Genomic DNA, 14,574 nt, shown 5'->3' on the forward strand with positions numbered 1-14,574 from the left:
GCGGACCTCCCCATGGTCCCACCCTCCGGGGCGCCGGGTGACCGCACCCCCGGATCGGGCCCACCCAAAAGCGCGTAATTCGGCCATATGTTCTCGGTCACGCGGACGTCGTGGCCGGGGCCCCCGTCGGTACGACGCCGCCCAACACGGCGTCCACCAGGGAGTCCGTGAACGCGTGCGTCAGCGGCGCCGTTCGCATCAGCCAGCGGTACGTCAGCGGCCCGACCAGCATCTCCACCGTCAGGCGCAGGTCCACGTCCCGCATGAGCTGTCCGGCCTCCCGTGCGGCCCGCAACCGCGCCTCGTACAGGGCCAGCTGCGGCTCCAGCAGCCGCTCGGTGAAGCGGGCGCCCAGCTCGGGATCGGTGGCCCCGGCGGCGGTCAGCGCGCGCGTGGGGGCCGCGTACCTCTCGTCGTTGAACTGGTCGGCCGTCGCCCGCAGCACGAGCTTGAGGTCCGCCGCGAGGTCTCCGGTGTCCGGGAAGCCGGCCCGGTCGACGTCGGCCTCCGCCTCGCCGAAGAGCGCGAGCGCGGCGTCCAGCAGGACCGCGGCCTTCGAAGGCCACCAGCGGTAGATGGTCTGCTTGCCGACGCCCGCCCGGGCGGCGATGGCCTCGACGGTCAGCTTGTCGTAGCCGACCTCCCCGACGAGGGCGAGCGCGGCGTCCAGGATGGCCCGCCGGGACCGGTCGCTGCGGCGGGTCGGGTCGGGCGTCTTGACCGGGGGCGCTGTGGTCACGGGAGTCTCGTGCCGGGGGGTCCTGCTCATGGTCCCCAACGTATCAATGCGAGACGGTCGTCTTCCGGTTCCGGTCATTCCGATAAACCACCCAATCAGTTCACTGCGCGGTCCCCGTTGAGGAGAGACGATTCTCTGCACACGCACAGCACACGCACCGCGAGTCAGTCGTGAGGAGCCCTCTTTGCGCAGAGACGCCACACCCCGGCGCTACCTGATGTGCCCACCCGCGCACTTCAAGGTCACGTACTCCATCAACCCGTGGATGGACCCCGCGAAACCGGTGGACCTGCCCCTCGCACAAGCCCAGTGGGAAGACCTGAGGGACCGCTACCGCTCCCTCGGGCACACCGTCGAGACCCTCGTCCCCGACCCCGCACTGCCCGACATGGTCTACGCGGCCAACGGCGCCCTGGTCATCGACGGCCGTGTGCTCGGGGCCCGCTTCGCCTACCCGGAACGCTCCGCCGAGGCGGAGATCCACCTGGAGTGGTTCCGCGCCCACGGCTTCCGGGACATCCACGAGCCGTCCCACATCAACGAGGGCGAGGGCGACTTCGCCGTCACCGCCACCTACATCCTGGCGGGCCGGGGCTACCGCTCCAGTCCGCTCTCGCACGACGAGGCGCAGGAGTTCTTCGGTCGCCCCGTCATCGGCCTCGACCTGGTGGACCCGCGCTTCTACCACCTCGACACGGCCCTGTGCGTGCTCGACGGCGACGAGATCATGTACCACCCGCAGGCGTTCTCGCCCGGCAGTCAGGCCGTCCTGCGGCGACTGTTCCCCGACGCCCTGATCGTGGACGCCGAGGACGCGGCGGCCTTCGGCCTGAACTCGGTCTCCGACGGCCTGCACGTGCTGCTCCCGCAGGCCGCGGCGGGCCTGCTCGCACCGCTGCGCGAGCGGGGCTTCGAGCCGATCCCGATGGACTTGGGCGAGCTGCTCAAGGGCGGCGGCAGCGTCAAGTGCTGCACCCAGGAGCTGCGGCCCTGACGGCGCCCCCGCTCAGGCCCCCGCTCAGGAGGAGGGCGGCCACTCCCGGCCCCAGTCGGCGTCCCGCGCCGCCTTGTAGAGGTCACCGTGGCGCTTGGTCACGGTGACCCGGGTCAGGCCGTCCTCCGGGGGACCGCACAGGTCCAGCAGGACCTGCCCCTTCCGGATCTGCGGCCTGCGCGTAATCCGGGAGGCGGCGGGCTCGACGGGGAAGCGCGTCGCGGCCACGTAGCTGAATTTCTCGTCCTCGTACGGCAGGGAGCCGCCCTTGATCTGCCGGTGCAGCGAGGAACGGCTGACCCGCGCCGAGAAGTGGCACCAGTCCCGGCCGGTCTCGATCGGGCAGGCCGCGTCGTGCGGGCAGGGCGCGGCCACCGTCAGCCCGGCCGCGATCAGCTGCTCGCGGGCCTCGCGGATGCGCAGGTAGCCCTCGGGGGTGCCCGGCTCGATCAGCACCACCGCCCGGCCGGCGCGGGCCGCCTCGGCGACGACCGCCCGGCGGGCGTCGGCGGTGAGTTCGCCGAGCACGTACGACACGGTCACCAGGTCGGCCTCGGGCAGCGCGATCCCGGCGCCGATGACGGCCCGGCGCCACTCGGCCGCGCGCAGCACGGGGGAGGCGGAGCGGGAGGCCAGTTCCCGGCCCAGGGCCAGCGCCGGTTCCGCCCAGTCCAGCACCGTCGTGGGGCGCGGGCCGTCCCAGGTGGCGTCCGCCGCCCAGGTCGCGGCGCCGGTGCCGCCGCCCACGTCCACGTGGGAGCCCGGCGTCCATCCCGGGGCGGCCTCCGACAGGGCGTCCAGGGCGCGCCGCACGGCTTCGAAGGTGGCCGGCATCCGGTACGCGGCGTACGCCGCCACGTCCGAGCGGTCGCGCAGGACGGGCGCGTCGGTGGGGGTCGTGCCCCGGTAGTTCGCGATCAACCGCTCGACGGCGGCCGCGGCCTGCTTGGGCGGGAGCCCGTCGAGCAGCCCGCCGAGCGCGGAGCGCAGGGTCTCGGCGGTGGTGGGACCGGAAGCGGGAAGGGCGGCGGAGGCGTTCACCTCGGAAGTTTACGGCGCCGGACGCGCCCCGCGCTCCGGCGCCGACTACGCCCCGGCCGCCGCCATCGGCTCACGGGTCCGCCACGGGCGGCACAACCCCAGGAAGCAGGCCGCGGCGAGCAACGAGCAGACGAGCTGGACCACGGCCATCGGCACCGCCGTCCCCTCCCCCGCGATCCCGACCAGCGGCGAGGCGACCGCGCCGACCAGGAACGAGGAGGTGCCCAGCAGCGCGGACGCCGATCCGGCGGCGTGCGGCGTACGCATCAGCGCCTGCGCGTTGGTGTTGGGCATCAGCACGCCCATCGCCGACATCAGCACGAACAGCCCGGCCGCCATGGGCAGCAGCCCGACCTCGCCGAACGCCCCGCCCGCCATCAGCAGGAGCACCACCGAGTCCAGGGTCACGACGGCGAGCCCGACGGCCAGCACCTTGTCCAGGCTGACCCGGCCCACCAGCAGCTTGCCGTTGATCTGGCCGACCGTTATCAGGCCGACCGAGTTCAGACCGAACAGCAGGCTGAACTGCTGCGGCGAGGCCCCGTAGATCTCCTGCACCACGAACGGCGACGCGGAGATGTACGAGAACAGCACCGCGAACGCGAAGCCGCCGGCCAGGGTGTACCCGGCGAAGACCCGGTCGCCGAGCAGCCCGCGCATCGTCCGCAGGGCAGCGCCCACGCCCCCGGTGTGGCGCCGCTCGGGCGGCAGCGTCTCGTCGAGCCTGCGCCACACCACCAGGGTCAGGGCCGTGCCGACGGCCGTGAGGACGACGAAGACCCCGCGCCAGTCGGCGAAGCGCAGCACCTGGCCGCCGATGAGCGGGGCGATGATCGGGGCGGCGCCGGAGATGAGCATCAGGGTGGAGAAGAACCGGGCCATCTCGACCCCGTCGTAGAGGTCGCGCACGACGGCGCGGGCGATGACGATCGCCGCCGCGCCCGCCAGGCCCTGGGCCAGTCGGAAGCCGACGAGCAGTTCGGTGGTGGGGGCGAGCGCGCAGACGGCGGTGGCCAGCACGTAGACGATCATGCCGGTCAGCAGCGGCCGGCGGCGACCCCACTTGTCGCTCATCGGGCCGATGACGAGCTGGCCCAGTGCCATGCCGGCGAGGCAGGAGGTGAGGGTCAACTGGACGGTGGCGGCCGGGCTGTGCAGGGCGGAGGTGACCTGCGGCAGCGCGGGCAGGTACATGTCCATGGACAGCGGGGGCAACGCCGTCAGCCCGCCGAGTATGAAGGTGACGAGCAGACCGGTGCGCCGCGCCGTGGGAGCGGGGCCCGCGGCAACGGACGACGGCTTCCGGTCGCGGGCCGTTCCGGGGGCTCTCTCCGGCATGCGGAACTCCACTCTCGTCGTATGTTTTCGCACCCCTGACCGACCCATGCTCTCAGCTGTCGGAACGTCCGTGGGCGAATGTCCGGTGTGACGTACTCTGCGGCCCCATGAACGCACCTGGGAAGAAGATCGCTGTGGTGACCGGGGCCGGGTCCGGCATCGGCCGCTCCGTCGCCCTCGCCCTGGCGGGCGCCGGCTGGTCGGTGGCCGTGGCGGGACGCCGTCCGCGGCCGTTGGAGGACACCGCCGAGGCGGCGGGGGCCGGCGCCGACGTGTTGTGCGTACCGGCGGACGTGAGCGACCCGGACGAGGTGACCGCCCTCTTCGAGGCCGTCCGCGAGCGCTACGGCCGGCTCGACCTGCTCTTCAACAACGCCGGCACCTTCGGCCCCGGCGGGGTCCCGCTGGAGGACATCACGTACGAGGCGTGGCGCTCGGTCGTCGACGTCAACCTGACCGGCTCGTTCCTCTGCGCGCAGGCGGCGTTCCGCCTGATGAAGGCGCAGGACCCGCGGGGCGGCCGGATCATCAACAACGGCTCCATCTCGGCGCACGTGCCGCGCCCGCACTCCATCGCCTACACCGCGACGAAGCACGCGATGACGGGCCTGACGAAGTCGCTGTCGCTGGACGGGCGCCCGTACCGGATCGCCTGCGGGCAGATCGACATCGGCAACGCGGCGACCGAGATGACGGAGCGGATGCAGAGCGGCATCCTCCAGGCCAACGGGCAGCTGTCCGTGGAGCCGGTGATGGACGCCGCCGACGTGGCGCGCACGGTGGTGCACATGGCGGAGCTGCCGCTGGAGGCGAACGTGCAGTTCGCCACGGTGATGGCGACGACCATGCCGTACATCGGGCGGGGCTGAGCGGCCGGGAATGACCGCCACCACTCCCGGAGTTGAGCTGATCATGACTGATGCGACGGGACCGGCCCCGATACTGCGCTACACCGCTTTCTCGACCGACCCGGCCGGGGGCAACCCCGCCGGGGTCGTGCTCGACGCGAGCGACCTGGACGACGAACGGATGCTCGCCATCGCGGCGGAGCTGGGCTACAGCGAGACGGCGTTCGTGACGGTCCCGCCGCGGGGCCTGGACGCCGAGCCCGGACGGGGCTTCACCCTGCGGTTCTTCAGCCCGAAGGCGGAGGTTTCCTTCTGCGGGCACGCCACCGTCGCCACCGCCGTGGCGCTGGGCGAGCGGATCGGTCCGGGCGAGCTGGTCTTCGCGACGCCGGCGGGCACGGTGCCCGTCTCGGTGACGGAGACCGACGGCGCCCTGCGGGCGGTCCTGACCAGCGTCGAGCCGCACACCGAGGCCGTGTCGCCCGAGGACCTCGCGGAGGCGCTGGCGGCGCTGGACTGGCCGGCCGCCGACCTCGACCCGGCCTTCCCGCCGCGCATCGCCTACGCCGGGGCCCGCCACCTCGTGCTCGGCGCCGCGACCCGCGCCCGCCTGGCCGACCTGGACTACGACTTCGCCCGGCTGGAGGCACTGATGCGCCGCCTGGACCTCACCACGGTGCAGCTGGTGCACCGCGAGGGCCCGGAGCTGTTCCACGTACGAGACCCGTTCCCGGTCGGCGGCGTCGTCGAGGACGCGGCCACCGGCGCGGCGGCCGCCGCGTTCGGGGCGTACGCGCGCGAACTCGGGCTGGTCCCGGACGACGCGACGCTGACGCTGCTCCAGGGCGAGGACATGGGCCGGCCCGGGGTGTTGACGGTGGAGCTGCGGCCGGGCGACCCCCGGGTCCGGGTGGGCGGCGCCGCGGTGGCCATGGCGTGAGGGGCCGTACCGGGTGATCGGCGTGTACGAGGTGCTTCCGGCCGGGCTCGCCGCGCAGGTGGCGGCGCTGGAGGCGGCGGCCTGGCCCGGCGCCGGGCCGGGGCACGACCCGGCCCTGGCCCCGCGCACGGTGGTGCTGCGGGAGGGGGCCGCAGACGCGGGCGGAGCCGGAGACGCGGGCGGGGCGGGGGCGGTGGTCGCCTGCCTGACGCTGCTGCACAAGGAGATCCGGATGGCGGGCGTAACCTACCGCGCGGCCGGGCTCAGTTCGGTCGTGACCCGGGCCGACGCGCGCGGGCGGGGCCTCGGGAGCCGCCTGGTGACGGCGGCCCGCGAGGCGTTGGCCGCCGACCCGGGCGTGGACCTGGCGCTGTTCAGCTGTGACCGGGAGTTGACCCCGTTCTACGAGGCCGCCGGCTTCGAACGGCTGCCCGGGACCGTCCTGCTCGGCGGGACCCCGGCCGATCCGCTGCCCAGCGACCGGGCGGGCTTCGACAAGTCCGTCCTGGGTGCCTTCTTCACCCCGGACCCGGCGGCGACCCGCGCGCTGTTCACGGCCGCGCGGGTCCCGCTCTACCCCGGGCCGATCGACCGCCTCTGGTAGCGCGGGAGGTGCCGTGAACCCGGTGCGGCGCCCCGGTCCGGTCGACGCGGTCCGGTGGAGCCGGCTCGGTTGACCGGCTCAGTGGATCTGGGTCACCACGACGTCCAGTGACCACGCCTTCGCGGGCTTGCCCGGCTCCCGCGCCTCCACCACGTACCCCAGCTCCCGCAGCGCCTCCACCAGCTCCGCGGGGCCGTCCGGGACGGCGCCCGCCAGCAGCAGGTCCCGGACCAGCCGGCCCTTCGTCGCCTTGTTGAAGTGGCTCACCACCGACCGCTTCTCCACCCCGTCGACCAGTTGTGAGTGCAGCACCCGCACGGTCGCGGTGCGCGCCGCGACCTCCCCCTTCGGCTTCCAGGCGGACGCGTACGCGGAGGAACGCAGGTCCAGGACGAGACCCGCGCCGGCCGCCGCCGGCAGGACCTCCGCCATCGGCGCCCGCCAGTACGCCCCCAGGGCTCCCAGCCCCGGCAGCTTGACGCCCATCGAGCAGCGGTAGGAGGGGATCCGGTCGGTGATCCGCACGGCGCCCCACAGCCCGGAGAACACGAGCAGCGACCGCTCGGCCAGGGCCCGCGCCCCGTCGGGGAGGTCGGCCAGGCCGAGGGCGTCGTAGAGCACCCCGGTGTAGATCTCCCCGGCGGGCCGGGCGACCGCCGACCGCAGCTCGGCGTTCTTGGCGACCTCGCCCCGCAGGCCCTCGCTCAGGCCGAGCACCTCGCGCGCCTTCGTCTCGTCGCCCGCGCACAGCTCGACCAGCTCCTCCAGCACGGCCGCGCGCGCCCCGGCCAGTCCCGGCAAGGACAGCGACCCCGGCTCCAGCGGTGCGCCGGAGCCCCCGGCGGCCTTTCCCTCGGAGGGCGGCAGCAGCACGAGCACGGTGGTTCTCCTTCGGTACGACACGGCGCAGGGGGTGCGGCCCCCGGCGCCCAGCGTAAACGGCGTGGCCGGGGTCGTCCGTCGCGTCCACCCCGCGGGCGCGACGGGGACGGCCCGACGTGGCTCGCGGCGGCCCGGCGTGTGCTCGCGGCGGCTCGACGGGCAGCCCGGGCCCGTCGCCCCTAGGCTCGGTCCATGCCACGCCGTCACCTGCACATGACCGGCGCAGACGGGTCTGCCCTGCGGGCGGCGCTGCGCGACCTGCGGACGAGGCTGGGCGTGCCGGGGCAGTTCCCCACCGCCGTGCTCGCCGAGGCCGAACAGGCCGCCGCCCACCCCCGGCTGCCCCCGACCGACGTGACCGGCATCCCCTTCTTCACCGTCGACCCGCCCGACTCCGTCGACCTCGACCAGGCCATGCACCTGGCGAAACGTCCCTCCGGTGGCTACCGCGTGCACTACGCCATCGCCGACGTCGCCGCCTTCGTCACCCCCGGCGGCGCCATCGACACCGAAGCCCACCGCCGGGTCACCACCCTCTACTTCCCCGACGGGAAGGTCCCGCTGCACCCGGTCGCGCTCTCGGAGGGCGCGGCCAGCCTGCTGCCCGAACGGACCCGCCCCGCGCTCGTGTGGCGGCTCGACCTGGACGCCGACGGCCGGGTGGAGAGCACCGAGGTGCGCCGGGCCCTGGTCCGCAGCCGGGCGAGACTCGACTACGCCGGCGTCCAGCGGGCCATCGACTCCGGCACGGCGGAGGAGACCGTGGCCCTGCTCAAGGTCATCGGGACGCTCCGCGAGGCCCTGGAGGCGGAGCGCGGCGGCATCTCGCTGGGCGTACCCGAGCAGGAGGTCGTCGAGCGGAACGGCTCGTACTCCCTCGCCTACCGGGCCCCGCTGCCGGCCGACGGCTGGAACGCGCAGCTCTCCCTGATGACGGGGATGGCCTCCGCCGACCTGATGCTCGCCGCCGGAACGGGGATCCTGCGGACCCTGCCCAGCGCCCCCGACGGCGCCGTCGCCCGGCTGCGGCGCTCGGCGAAGGCGCTGCGGATCGACTGGCCCCACCATGTCGCGTACGCGGAGCTCGTCCGCTCGCTCGATCCGCACCGGCCCGACCACGCCGCGTTCCTCCAGGAGTGCACGACCCTGCTGCGCGGCGCCGGGTACACGTCCTTCACCTCCGGCGAGACCCCCGATCCGCTGCTGCACGCCGCGGTGGCCGCCCCGTACGCGCACTGCACCGCGCCGCTGCGCAGGCTCGTCGACCGGTACGCCGGCGAGCTGTGCGTGGCGGCGTCCGCCGGGGCCGAACCGCCGGAGTGGGCCGTCGCCGCGCTGGGGGCGCTGCCGCGCGAGATGGCGGAGGGCACCCGGCTCGCCAACACCGCCGAGCGGGAGTGCGTGGACCTGGTCGAGGCGGCCCTGCTCAAGGACCGGGTCGGCGACACCTTCGAGGCGACGGTGATCGACGTCAAGGACCACGAGCCGCAGGTCGGCACGGTCCACCTGGAGGACCCGGCGGTGGTCGGCCGCGTCGAGTCCCCCGCAGCCGAGCTCCCGCTGGGCGAACGCATCCGGGTCCGCCTGACCCGGGCCGACCCGGGCACGGCGAAAATCCTCTTCGCTCCCGCGTAACCGCGGCTGTGGTACCGCCCGCGAAACCTGCCGCGGTCGGGGGCGCGCTGCGTCGCCCGGCGCCCGTGTGCGTCCGCACATCGTCAACCACCTGGGCTTCCGTACCGACTTCGGCGCGCCCCGGCGCAGGCCGGAGCTGCCCGCCGGCTTCGTCGCACTCGTCTTCACCTTCGACGGGGACCTGTGGGTCTCCCGTACCGCCGACGGGCCGGTCGGCACGGCCGGACCACTGCGCCCCGCCTCGCCGGCCCTGATCAGCGGCCCGCGCACCGTCCCGGCGGTCGGGGTACACGCGGGCGAGGTGCACGCTTGGAGGTGCACATGAGCCCGCTCGGCGCCTACCGGCTCTTCGGCATCCCGATGGCGCACTTCCAGGAGGCTCGGGTGGACCTCGTCGAGGTGCTCGGCCCCGACCGGCCTGTCTCCCACCGCCTTCGCCCGACTACGCGCCGGCCTGCCCCCGGTTTCGCCCCCGGACCGGATGCCGGGCCGCATCACCAGCGTCCTGCTGTAACCCCCGCCGCTCCGCGCCGTTTTCGACAAGACAACCCGGCCGCGACTTGCCACCGTCGCCCCACGGCCCGCGCCGCGGCAGCCCGTCACGGGGGTGCGGACCGCCGCAGCGCGGCGACCACCGCGCGGGGGTCGTCGGCATGGAAGCGCACGACACGCGCCCACCCCCGCCCGCCGAGCGGCCGGACGAATTCCAAGGGGCGGCCCAGCTCCACGGTCACCGTGGTGTGGCCGCCGACGATCAGGTCGAGCACTCCGTCCTCGGACACCGTGACGAGGCTCCCCTCGGGGTAGCGGCGCTCCACCCGGGCCGACGCCACCGCGTCCGGCGGGACGGCCAGACCGAAGAGGACCCCGTAGCGAATCCACAGCGACCCGTCGGCGCGGACGACGTGCGGCCGTTGCACACACGCGGCGTGCAGGGCGAGCACCATCAGGACGCCGTACACGTCGAGGACCAGCAGCACCGCGTGCACGACGGGCCACGGGACGAGAAACCCGAGGGCGACCGTCTCGATCAGGGCCACGCCCAGCAACCCGTACGTCATGGCCGTTTGCGGTCCGGTGTAGCCGGCCGCGACATCGCCCGCACCCACCCCGTGCGGCGGCCTGCGCAGTACCCACCTCCCCAGCGAGGCGGCGGCCCGCAGCTCGCCGCGCACCAGCCGCCGCACGACCCGTACGCCCTTCACCCCCGGACCCGCTCCGCGAACGCCTCCATGACCCGGCGCACCACCTCCGCCTGCGCGGGGGCGTATTGCGCGAGCAACGCCTCCTCGAACCCGGGGACGGCGGCCGGGCCCGCGTCGGTCGGGAGCGCCGCGAACACCTCGTCGGGGACGGCCGCGACCAGGTCGGCGGCGAGCTCCGGGACGCGGGGGTCGTCGGGGACGGCGCCGGCCAGCGCGTCGAGGCGCTCGTAGAGGGCGAGTACGGCAGGGTCTGCGGCCACGGGCACGAGCGCGGCGTACAGCTCCTCGCCCCCGGTGCCCGTCGCGTCGAGCAGCGCCAGGTGCTCGCGGTCGAGGGCGGCGCTGGGCGAGGACGTCGGCGGCGCCTCGGCGAGCAGCCCCGTGAAGGCGCGCGGCCCGGGCCCGGCGGACAGTTCCGCGAGCCGCCGCCGACGTTCGGCCAGTTCGTCTTGCTGCCGGGCCAGGTCGGCGTCGAGTTCCGCCAGGATCTCGGCGAGCTCGCGGCCCGCGTCGTCGGCGAGGGCGTCACGCACCTCGTCCAGACCCAGCCCGAGCTCGGTCAGCCGGCGTACGCGGGCCAACAGGACGGCGTCCCGGACGGTGTACGCGCGGTAGCCGTTGGCGCGCCGGGCCGGTTCGGGGAGCAGGCCGATGTGGTGGTAGTGCCGTACCGCCCGAGTGGTCACACCGACGAGGGCGGCGATTTCTCCGATCCGCATGGCGCCCAGTAGAAACCCTGCCGCTGCGGCAAGGTCAAGCCGTGACGGCGCACCCGGTAGCATGGTCGGCACGACAGACGAGTCGGCCGGACGGTCGCGTCGGGATCCTCGGATCCCGCCGAGGAACGTCCGGGCTCCACAGGGCAGGGTGGTGGGTAACGCCCACCCGGGGTGACCCGCGGGACAGTGCCACAGAAAACAGACCGCCGGGGGCTTCGGCCCTCGGTAAGGGTGAAACGGTGGTGTAAGAGACCACCAGCGCCTGAGGTGACTCAGGCGGCTAGGTAAACCCCACCCGGAGCAAGGTCAAGAGGGGTCGTTCTCGGACGGCCCTGCGCGAACGTTCGAGGGCTGCCCGCCCGAGTTCGCGGGTAGACCGCACGAGGCCGGTGGCAACGCCGGTCCTAGATGGATGGCCGTCTCCCCGGCGACCGCGAGGTCTCCGGGCGACAGAACCCGGCGTACAGGCCGGCTCGTCTGTCCCCACCCGTACGTCGAAGCCCCCGCCACAGCGTGGCGGGGGCTTCGACGTAGGCGGATTCAGCGCAGGTGCGAGGTGTCGTTCACGAGGCGGACCGAGGCGTTGCCGTCGGCGTAGTAGGCCACCGCCGAGAGGGAGGCGGCCGACAGTTCCATCTTGAACAGGGACTCCGGGGGCGCGCCGAGCGCGAGCCGGACCAGCGTCTTGACCGGTGTCACGTGCGTGACCAGCAGCACCGTGCGGCCCGCGTACGCGCCCAGTAGCCGGTCACGGGCGGCGGAGACCCGACGGGTCACGGCGGCGAAGCTCTCGCCGCCGCCCGAGGGGGCCGCCTTCGGGGAGTCCAGCCACGCCTGGAGGTCGTCCGGGAACCTCTCCCGCACCTCGGCGAAGGTGAGGCCCTCCCAAGCGCCGAAGTCCGTTTCGCGCAGGCCCTCTTCGACCACGACCGGCAGTCCGAGCCGGTCGGCGACGGCCTGGGCGGTCTCGCGGCAGCGGCGCAGCGGGGAGCTGACGACGGCCTCGACGGTGCCCCGCGCGGCCAGCGCCCCGGCCACCGCGGCGGCCTGCCGGCGGCCGACGGGGGACAGTTCGGGGTCGCTGCCGCCGCTGCCGGAGAAGCGCTTCTGCGGGGTCAGCGCCGTCTCGCCGTGGCGCAGCAGGACGAAGGTGGCCGGGGTACCCAGGTCGGGACCCCACCCGGCCGACGGCGCCGCCGGGGCCGGGGCCGGGGTGGGGGCCGGAGCGGGCTCCGCGAACAGCGTGTCCGCCGCCTGTTCGGCCCCCGCGGCGGGTGCCGACGTGGCGACGGAGGCGGCGGCGAGGGCCGCGCGGACCGCGGCCGCTCCGGCGGTGGCGTCGCCGGGAGGGCCCGCGGGCGGCGGGGTCGCCAGGGCGCGCGCCGCCGAGGTGTCCAGGGCGGCTGCGGAGGCCGACGGCTCCCACTGCCGGCCGCGCTTGCCCGCGTCCATCGCCTCGTTGGCGAGCCGGTCGGCGTGCTTGTTGCGCTCGCGCGGGATCCATTCGTACGTCACCTGCGCGCGCGGCAGGATCGTAGCCGCCTCGGTGGCGAGCGGCTTCATGTCCGGGTGCTTGATCTTCCAGCGGCCCGACATCTGCTCGACGACGAGCTTGGAGTCCATGCGTACGAGGACCACCGCGTCGGGGGCCAGTTCGCGGGCGGCCTTCAGCCCGGCGATCAGCCCCTTGTACTCGGCCACGTTGTTCGTCGCGACGCCGATGTACTCGGCGCGCTCGGCCAGCGTCTCGCCCGAGGCCGGGTCGAGGACCACCGCGCCGTAGCCGGCGGGCCCCGGGTTGCCCCGGGATCCGCCGTCCGCCTCCACGACGAACCGGACAAGCCTCGACATCAGATGCCCGAGTCCGCCGTACGGACCAGGATCCGGCCGCAGTTGTCGTGGCGTACGACCTGGTCGCGGGCGGCGGCCTTGATCTCGTTGACCTCGGCCATGTCGAGCTCCAGCCGGCAGCCCTCGCAGCGGCGCTGGTACAGGCGCGCGGCGCCGACGCCGCCCTGCTTGACGCGGATCTTCTCGTACAGGGCCATCAGCGCCTCGGGCATGGAGGCGACGATGACCTCGCGGTCCTTGGCGATGCCCGCGGCCTCGGCGTCGATCTCGGCGGTGGCGGCGTCGCGGCGCGCGGTGGCGTCCGCGAGCTCGGCCTCCAGGCCGGAGACCCGCTCGGTCAGTTCGGTGACGCGCGCCTGCGCGGCCTCCAGGCGTTCCATGACCTCAAGGACCACGTCCTCCAGGTCGCCCTGCCGCTTGGCGAGGGAGACGACCTCGCTCTGGAGGTTCGCCAGGTCCCGGGCCGAGATGCCCGCGCCGGAGTCCAGTCGCGCCTGGTCGCGGGCCGCGCGCTGGCGGACCTGGTCGACGTCCTGCTCCGCCTTGGTCTGCTCGCGGGCGGCGTCGCTGGCCTGCGTCTGGGCGGCGACGAGCAGGTCCCGCTGCTGGGTGAGGTCCTTGGTCAGGGAGTCGACCTCGGTGTGCTCGGGCAGCGACTTGCGCTTGTGGGCGAGCTGAGACAGCCGGACGTCCAGGGCCTGGACGTCGAGAAGTCGGATCTGGTCGGCGGGCTCGGCGTTCAGTTGGGGGCTCCAGGGTTGGTAGAGGAGGTGACGGACGGCGCGTGCGCCGTCCACGGGTCGGTGACGAGGCGCGAGACGTGGGTGCGCAGGCCCCAGCCGTGGCGCTCGGAGATCGCGTCGAGCTGTGTCGCGGCCTGCTCGCACCAGGGCCACTCGGTGGCCCAGTGGGCGGCGTCGACGAGGGCGAGCGGGCTCTGCTCGCGGGCCTCGGACGCCGGGTGGTGGCGCAGGTCGGCGGTGAGGAAGGCGTCCACTCCGGCGGCTCGGACCTGCGCGAACAGGCTGTCGCCGGAACCGCCGCTGACGGCGACGGTGCGGATCGGCGCGTCCGGGTCGCCGGCGGCGCGGATGCCCTGCGCGGTGTGCGGCAGGCGGGCGGCGGCGCGGGCGGCGAACTCGCGCAGCGTCTCGGGGTGGTCGAGTTCGCAGATCCGGCCGAGGCCGCGACGGCCCGCGGGGTCGGTGGGGTCGGGCACGAGGGGGCCGGTGACACGCAGGTCCAGGGCGCCGGCGAGGGCGTCGGAGACACCGGGGTCGGCGGTGTCCGCGTTGGTGTGGGCCACGTGCAGCGCGATGTCGTTCTTGATCAGCGTGTGCACGACGCGGCCCTTGAAGGTGCCCGCCTCGACGGTGGTGGTGCCGCGCAGGTAGAGGGGGTGATGGGTGACCACCAGGTCGGCGCCGAGCTTCACCGCCTCGTCGACGACCTGCTGTACGGGGTCGACGGCGAACAGGACCCGGGTGACCTCGGCGTCGGGGTCACCGCAGACGGTGCCGACGGCGTCCCACTGCTCGGCCCGCGCGGGGGGCCAGAGAGCGTCGAGGGCGGCGATGACTTCGCGGAGACGGGGCACGGGCCAAGGCTACCGTCCGTGGCGGCCCCCGGGCGCGGCGCCGGCGGACCTCGGCGCCGTACAGCACAACCACCCCCCGCGTCACACCTGAACCGCCGCGCCGCCACCCGTATGTGTGAAGCGGGTGAGGTGGTGTTGTTCGGCAGGAAGTGCGAAAACTAGCTTCCTCACCGGAGGTGAC

General features: G+C 74.3%; 15 protein-coding genes and 1 other RNA gene. 7 read left to right on the forward strand and 9 right to left on the reverse strand.

Going from position 1 to position 14,574, the window contains the following annotated elements:
- Nucleotides 1-97 precede the first annotated feature (97 nt).
- Nucleotides 98-769 carry a TetR/AcrR family transcriptional regulator gene (locus ACFVXJ_RS06150; RefSeq protein WP_389659389.1) on the reverse strand — a complete coding sequence of 224 codons (672 nt, stop codon included), beginning with the start codon at nucleotides 767-769 and terminating at the stop codon, nucleotides 98-100.
- Nucleotides 770-869: 100 nt separating this feature from the next.
- Here ACFVXJ_RS06150 and ddaH point away from each other — a divergent pair, with 100 nt between their 5' ends.
- Nucleotides 870-1,733 carry a dimethylargininase gene (ddaH, locus tag ACFVXJ_RS06155; RefSeq protein ID WP_389660080.1) on the forward strand — a complete coding sequence of 288 codons (864 nt, stop codon included), beginning with the start codon at nucleotides 870-872 and terminating at the stop codon, nucleotides 1,731-1,733.
- Nucleotides 1,734-1,757: 24 nt separating this feature from the next.
- Here the strand turns inward: ddaH and ACFVXJ_RS06160 are convergent, their stop codons facing one another.
- Both ACFVXJ_RS06160 and ACFVXJ_RS06165 read right to left on the reverse strand, forming a co-directional pair.
- The gene (locus tag ACFVXJ_RS06160; RefSeq protein ID WP_389659393.1) at nucleotides 1,758-2,774 is read right to left on the reverse strand and encodes a small ribosomal subunit Rsm22 family protein; all 1,017 of its coding nucleotides are present in this window, start codon (nucleotides 2,772-2,774) and stop codon (nucleotides 1,758-1,760) included.
- Between the two features lie 45 nt (nucleotides 2,775-2,819).
- Nucleotides 2,820-4,112 carry a Bcr/CflA family multidrug efflux MFS transporter gene (locus ACFVXJ_RS06165; RefSeq protein ID WP_389659395.1) on the reverse strand — a complete coding sequence of 431 codons (1,293 nt, stop codon included), beginning with the start codon at nucleotides 4,110-4,112 and terminating at the stop codon, nucleotides 2,820-2,822.
- A gap of 107 nt (nucleotides 4,113-4,219) precedes the next feature.
- Between ACFVXJ_RS06165 and ACFVXJ_RS06170 the strand changes: the two genes are divergently transcribed.
- The 3 genes from ACFVXJ_RS06170 to ACFVXJ_RS06180 are packed head-to-tail and all read left to right on the forward strand — an operon-like array spanning nucleotide 4,220 to nucleotide 6,504.
- Nucleotides 4,220-4,981 (forward strand): SDR family oxidoreductase, encoded by a 762-nt coding sequence (locus ACFVXJ_RS06170; protein WP_389659398.1) that lies wholly within the window; start codon nucleotides 4,220-4,222, stop codon nucleotides 4,979-4,981.
- Between the two features lie 43 nt (nucleotides 4,982-5,024).
- Nucleotides 5,025-5,900, forward strand: coding sequence for a PhzF family phenazine biosynthesis protein (locus ACFVXJ_RS06175; RefSeq protein WP_389659401.1), 876 nt, complete (start codon nucleotides 5,025-5,027; stop codon nucleotides 5,898-5,900).
- A gap of 13 nt (nucleotides 5,901-5,913) precedes the next feature.
- Nucleotides 5,914-6,504, forward strand: coding sequence for a GNAT family N-acetyltransferase (locus ACFVXJ_RS06180; RefSeq protein ID WP_389659404.1), 591 nt, complete (start codon nucleotides 5,914-5,916; stop codon nucleotides 6,502-6,504).
- Between the two features lie 78 nt (nucleotides 6,505-6,582).
- Here ACFVXJ_RS06180 and yaaA read toward each other — a convergent pair whose 3' ends face one another.
- A complete protein-coding gene (gene yaaA / locus ACFVXJ_RS06185) occupies nucleotides 6,583-7,383 on the reverse strand; it encodes a peroxide stress protein YaaA (RefSeq protein WP_389659407.1) in 801 nt (266 codons plus the stop codon).
- 195 nt (nucleotides 7,384-7,578) lie between these two features.
- On the opposite strand from yaaA, the gene ACFVXJ_RS06190 reads away from it, so the two are divergent.
- Together ACFVXJ_RS06190 and ACFVXJ_RS06195 are read left to right on the forward strand one after the other, a co-directional pair.
- Nucleotides 7,579-9,021: an RNB domain-containing ribonuclease gene (locus ACFVXJ_RS06190; protein WP_389659412.1), complete on the forward strand. Its 1,443-nt coding sequence runs from the start codon at nucleotides 7,579-7,581 to the stop codon at nucleotides 9,019-9,021.
- A 67-nt stretch (nucleotides 9,022-9,088) separates the two neighbouring features.
- The gene (locus ACFVXJ_RS06195; protein ID WP_389659414.1) at nucleotides 9,089-9,346 is read left to right on the forward strand and encodes a hypothetical protein; all 258 of its coding nucleotides are present in this window, start codon (nucleotides 9,089-9,091) and stop codon (nucleotides 9,344-9,346) included.
- Nucleotides 9,347-9,620: 274 nt separating this feature from the next.
- Here the strand turns inward: ACFVXJ_RS06195 and ACFVXJ_RS06200 are convergent, their stop codons facing one another.
- The gene (locus tag ACFVXJ_RS06200; protein WP_389659417.1) at nucleotides 9,621-10,226 is read right to left on the reverse strand and encodes a hypothetical protein; all 606 of its coding nucleotides are present in this window, start codon (nucleotides 10,224-10,226) and stop codon (nucleotides 9,621-9,623) included.
- Nucleotides 10,223-10,945, reverse strand: coding sequence for a MerR family transcriptional regulator (locus tag ACFVXJ_RS06205; RefSeq protein WP_389659420.1), 723 nt, complete (start codon nucleotides 10,943-10,945; stop codon nucleotides 10,223-10,225). The genes ACFVXJ_RS06200 and ACFVXJ_RS06205 overlap by 4 nt, the downstream gene beginning before the upstream one ends.
- 78 nt (nucleotides 10,946-11,023) lie before the next feature.
- Between ACFVXJ_RS06205 and rnpB the strand changes: the two genes are divergently transcribed.
- An RNA gene (gene rnpB / locus ACFVXJ_RS06210) (RNase P RNA component class A) lies at nucleotides 11,024-11,425 on the forward strand.
- A gap of 60 nt (nucleotides 11,426-11,485) precedes the next feature.
- Here rnpB and ACFVXJ_RS06215 read toward each other — a convergent pair.
- The 3 genes from ACFVXJ_RS06215 to ACFVXJ_RS06225 are packed head-to-tail and all read right to left on the reverse strand — an operon-like array spanning nucleotide 11,486 to nucleotide 14,393.
- Nucleotides 11,486-12,796 (reverse strand): bifunctional RNase H/acid phosphatase, encoded by a 1,311-nt coding sequence (locus ACFVXJ_RS06215; RefSeq protein ID WP_389659423.1) that lies wholly within the window; start codon nucleotides 12,794-12,796, stop codon nucleotides 11,486-11,488.
- Nucleotides 12,796-13,539, reverse strand: a complete 744-nt coding sequence (locus ACFVXJ_RS06220) for a zinc ribbon domain-containing protein (RefSeq protein ID WP_389660083.1) — start codon at nucleotides 13,537-13,539, stop codon at nucleotides 12,796-12,798. The genes ACFVXJ_RS06215 and ACFVXJ_RS06220 overlap by 1 nt, the downstream gene beginning before the upstream one ends.
- Nucleotides 13,536-14,393 (reverse strand): Nif3-like dinuclear metal center hexameric protein, encoded by an 858-nt coding sequence (locus tag ACFVXJ_RS06225; RefSeq protein ID WP_389659426.1) that lies wholly within the window; start codon nucleotides 14,391-14,393, stop codon nucleotides 13,536-13,538. The genes ACFVXJ_RS06220 and ACFVXJ_RS06225 overlap by 4 nt, the downstream gene beginning before the upstream one ends.
- Nucleotides 14,394-14,574: the final 181 nt, after the last annotated feature.

The sequence above is a fragment of the Streptomyces sp. NPDC058279 genome, from assembly GCF_042881255.1.
GTDB lineage: Bacteria > Actinomycetota > Actinomycetes > Streptomycetales > Streptomycetaceae > Streptomyces.

Bases quoted from the DNA above. Each gene is read 5' to 3' on its own strand.
- ACFVXJ_RS06190 (WP_389659412.1), top strand. From the start codon at position 7,579: ATGCCACGCCGTCACCTGCACATGACCGGCGCAGACGGGTCTGCCCTG.
- ACFVXJ_RS06170 (WP_389659398.1), top strand. From the start codon at position 4,220: ATGAACGCACCTGGGAAGAAGATCGCTGTGGTGACCGGGGCCGGGTCC.
- ACFVXJ_RS06165 (WP_389659395.1), bottom strand. From the start codon at position 4,112: ATGCCGGAGAGAGCCCCCGGAACGGCCCGCGACCGGAAGCCGTCGTCC.
- ACFVXJ_RS06205 (WP_389659420.1), bottom strand. From the start codon at position 10,945: ATGCGGATCGGAGAAATCGCCGCCCTCGTCGGTGTGACCACTCGGGCG.
- ACFVXJ_RS06150 (WP_389659389.1), bottom strand. From the start codon at position 769: ATGAGCAGGACCCCCCGGCACGAGACTCCCGTGACCACAGCGCCCCCG.
- ACFVXJ_RS06215 (WP_389659423.1), bottom strand. From the start codon at position 12,796: ATGTCGAGGCTTGTCCGGTTCGTCGTGGAGGCGGACGGCGGATCCCGG.
- ACFVXJ_RS06175 (WP_389659401.1), top strand. From the start codon at position 5,025: ATGACTGATGCGACGGGACCGGCCCCGATACTGCGCTACACCGCTTTC.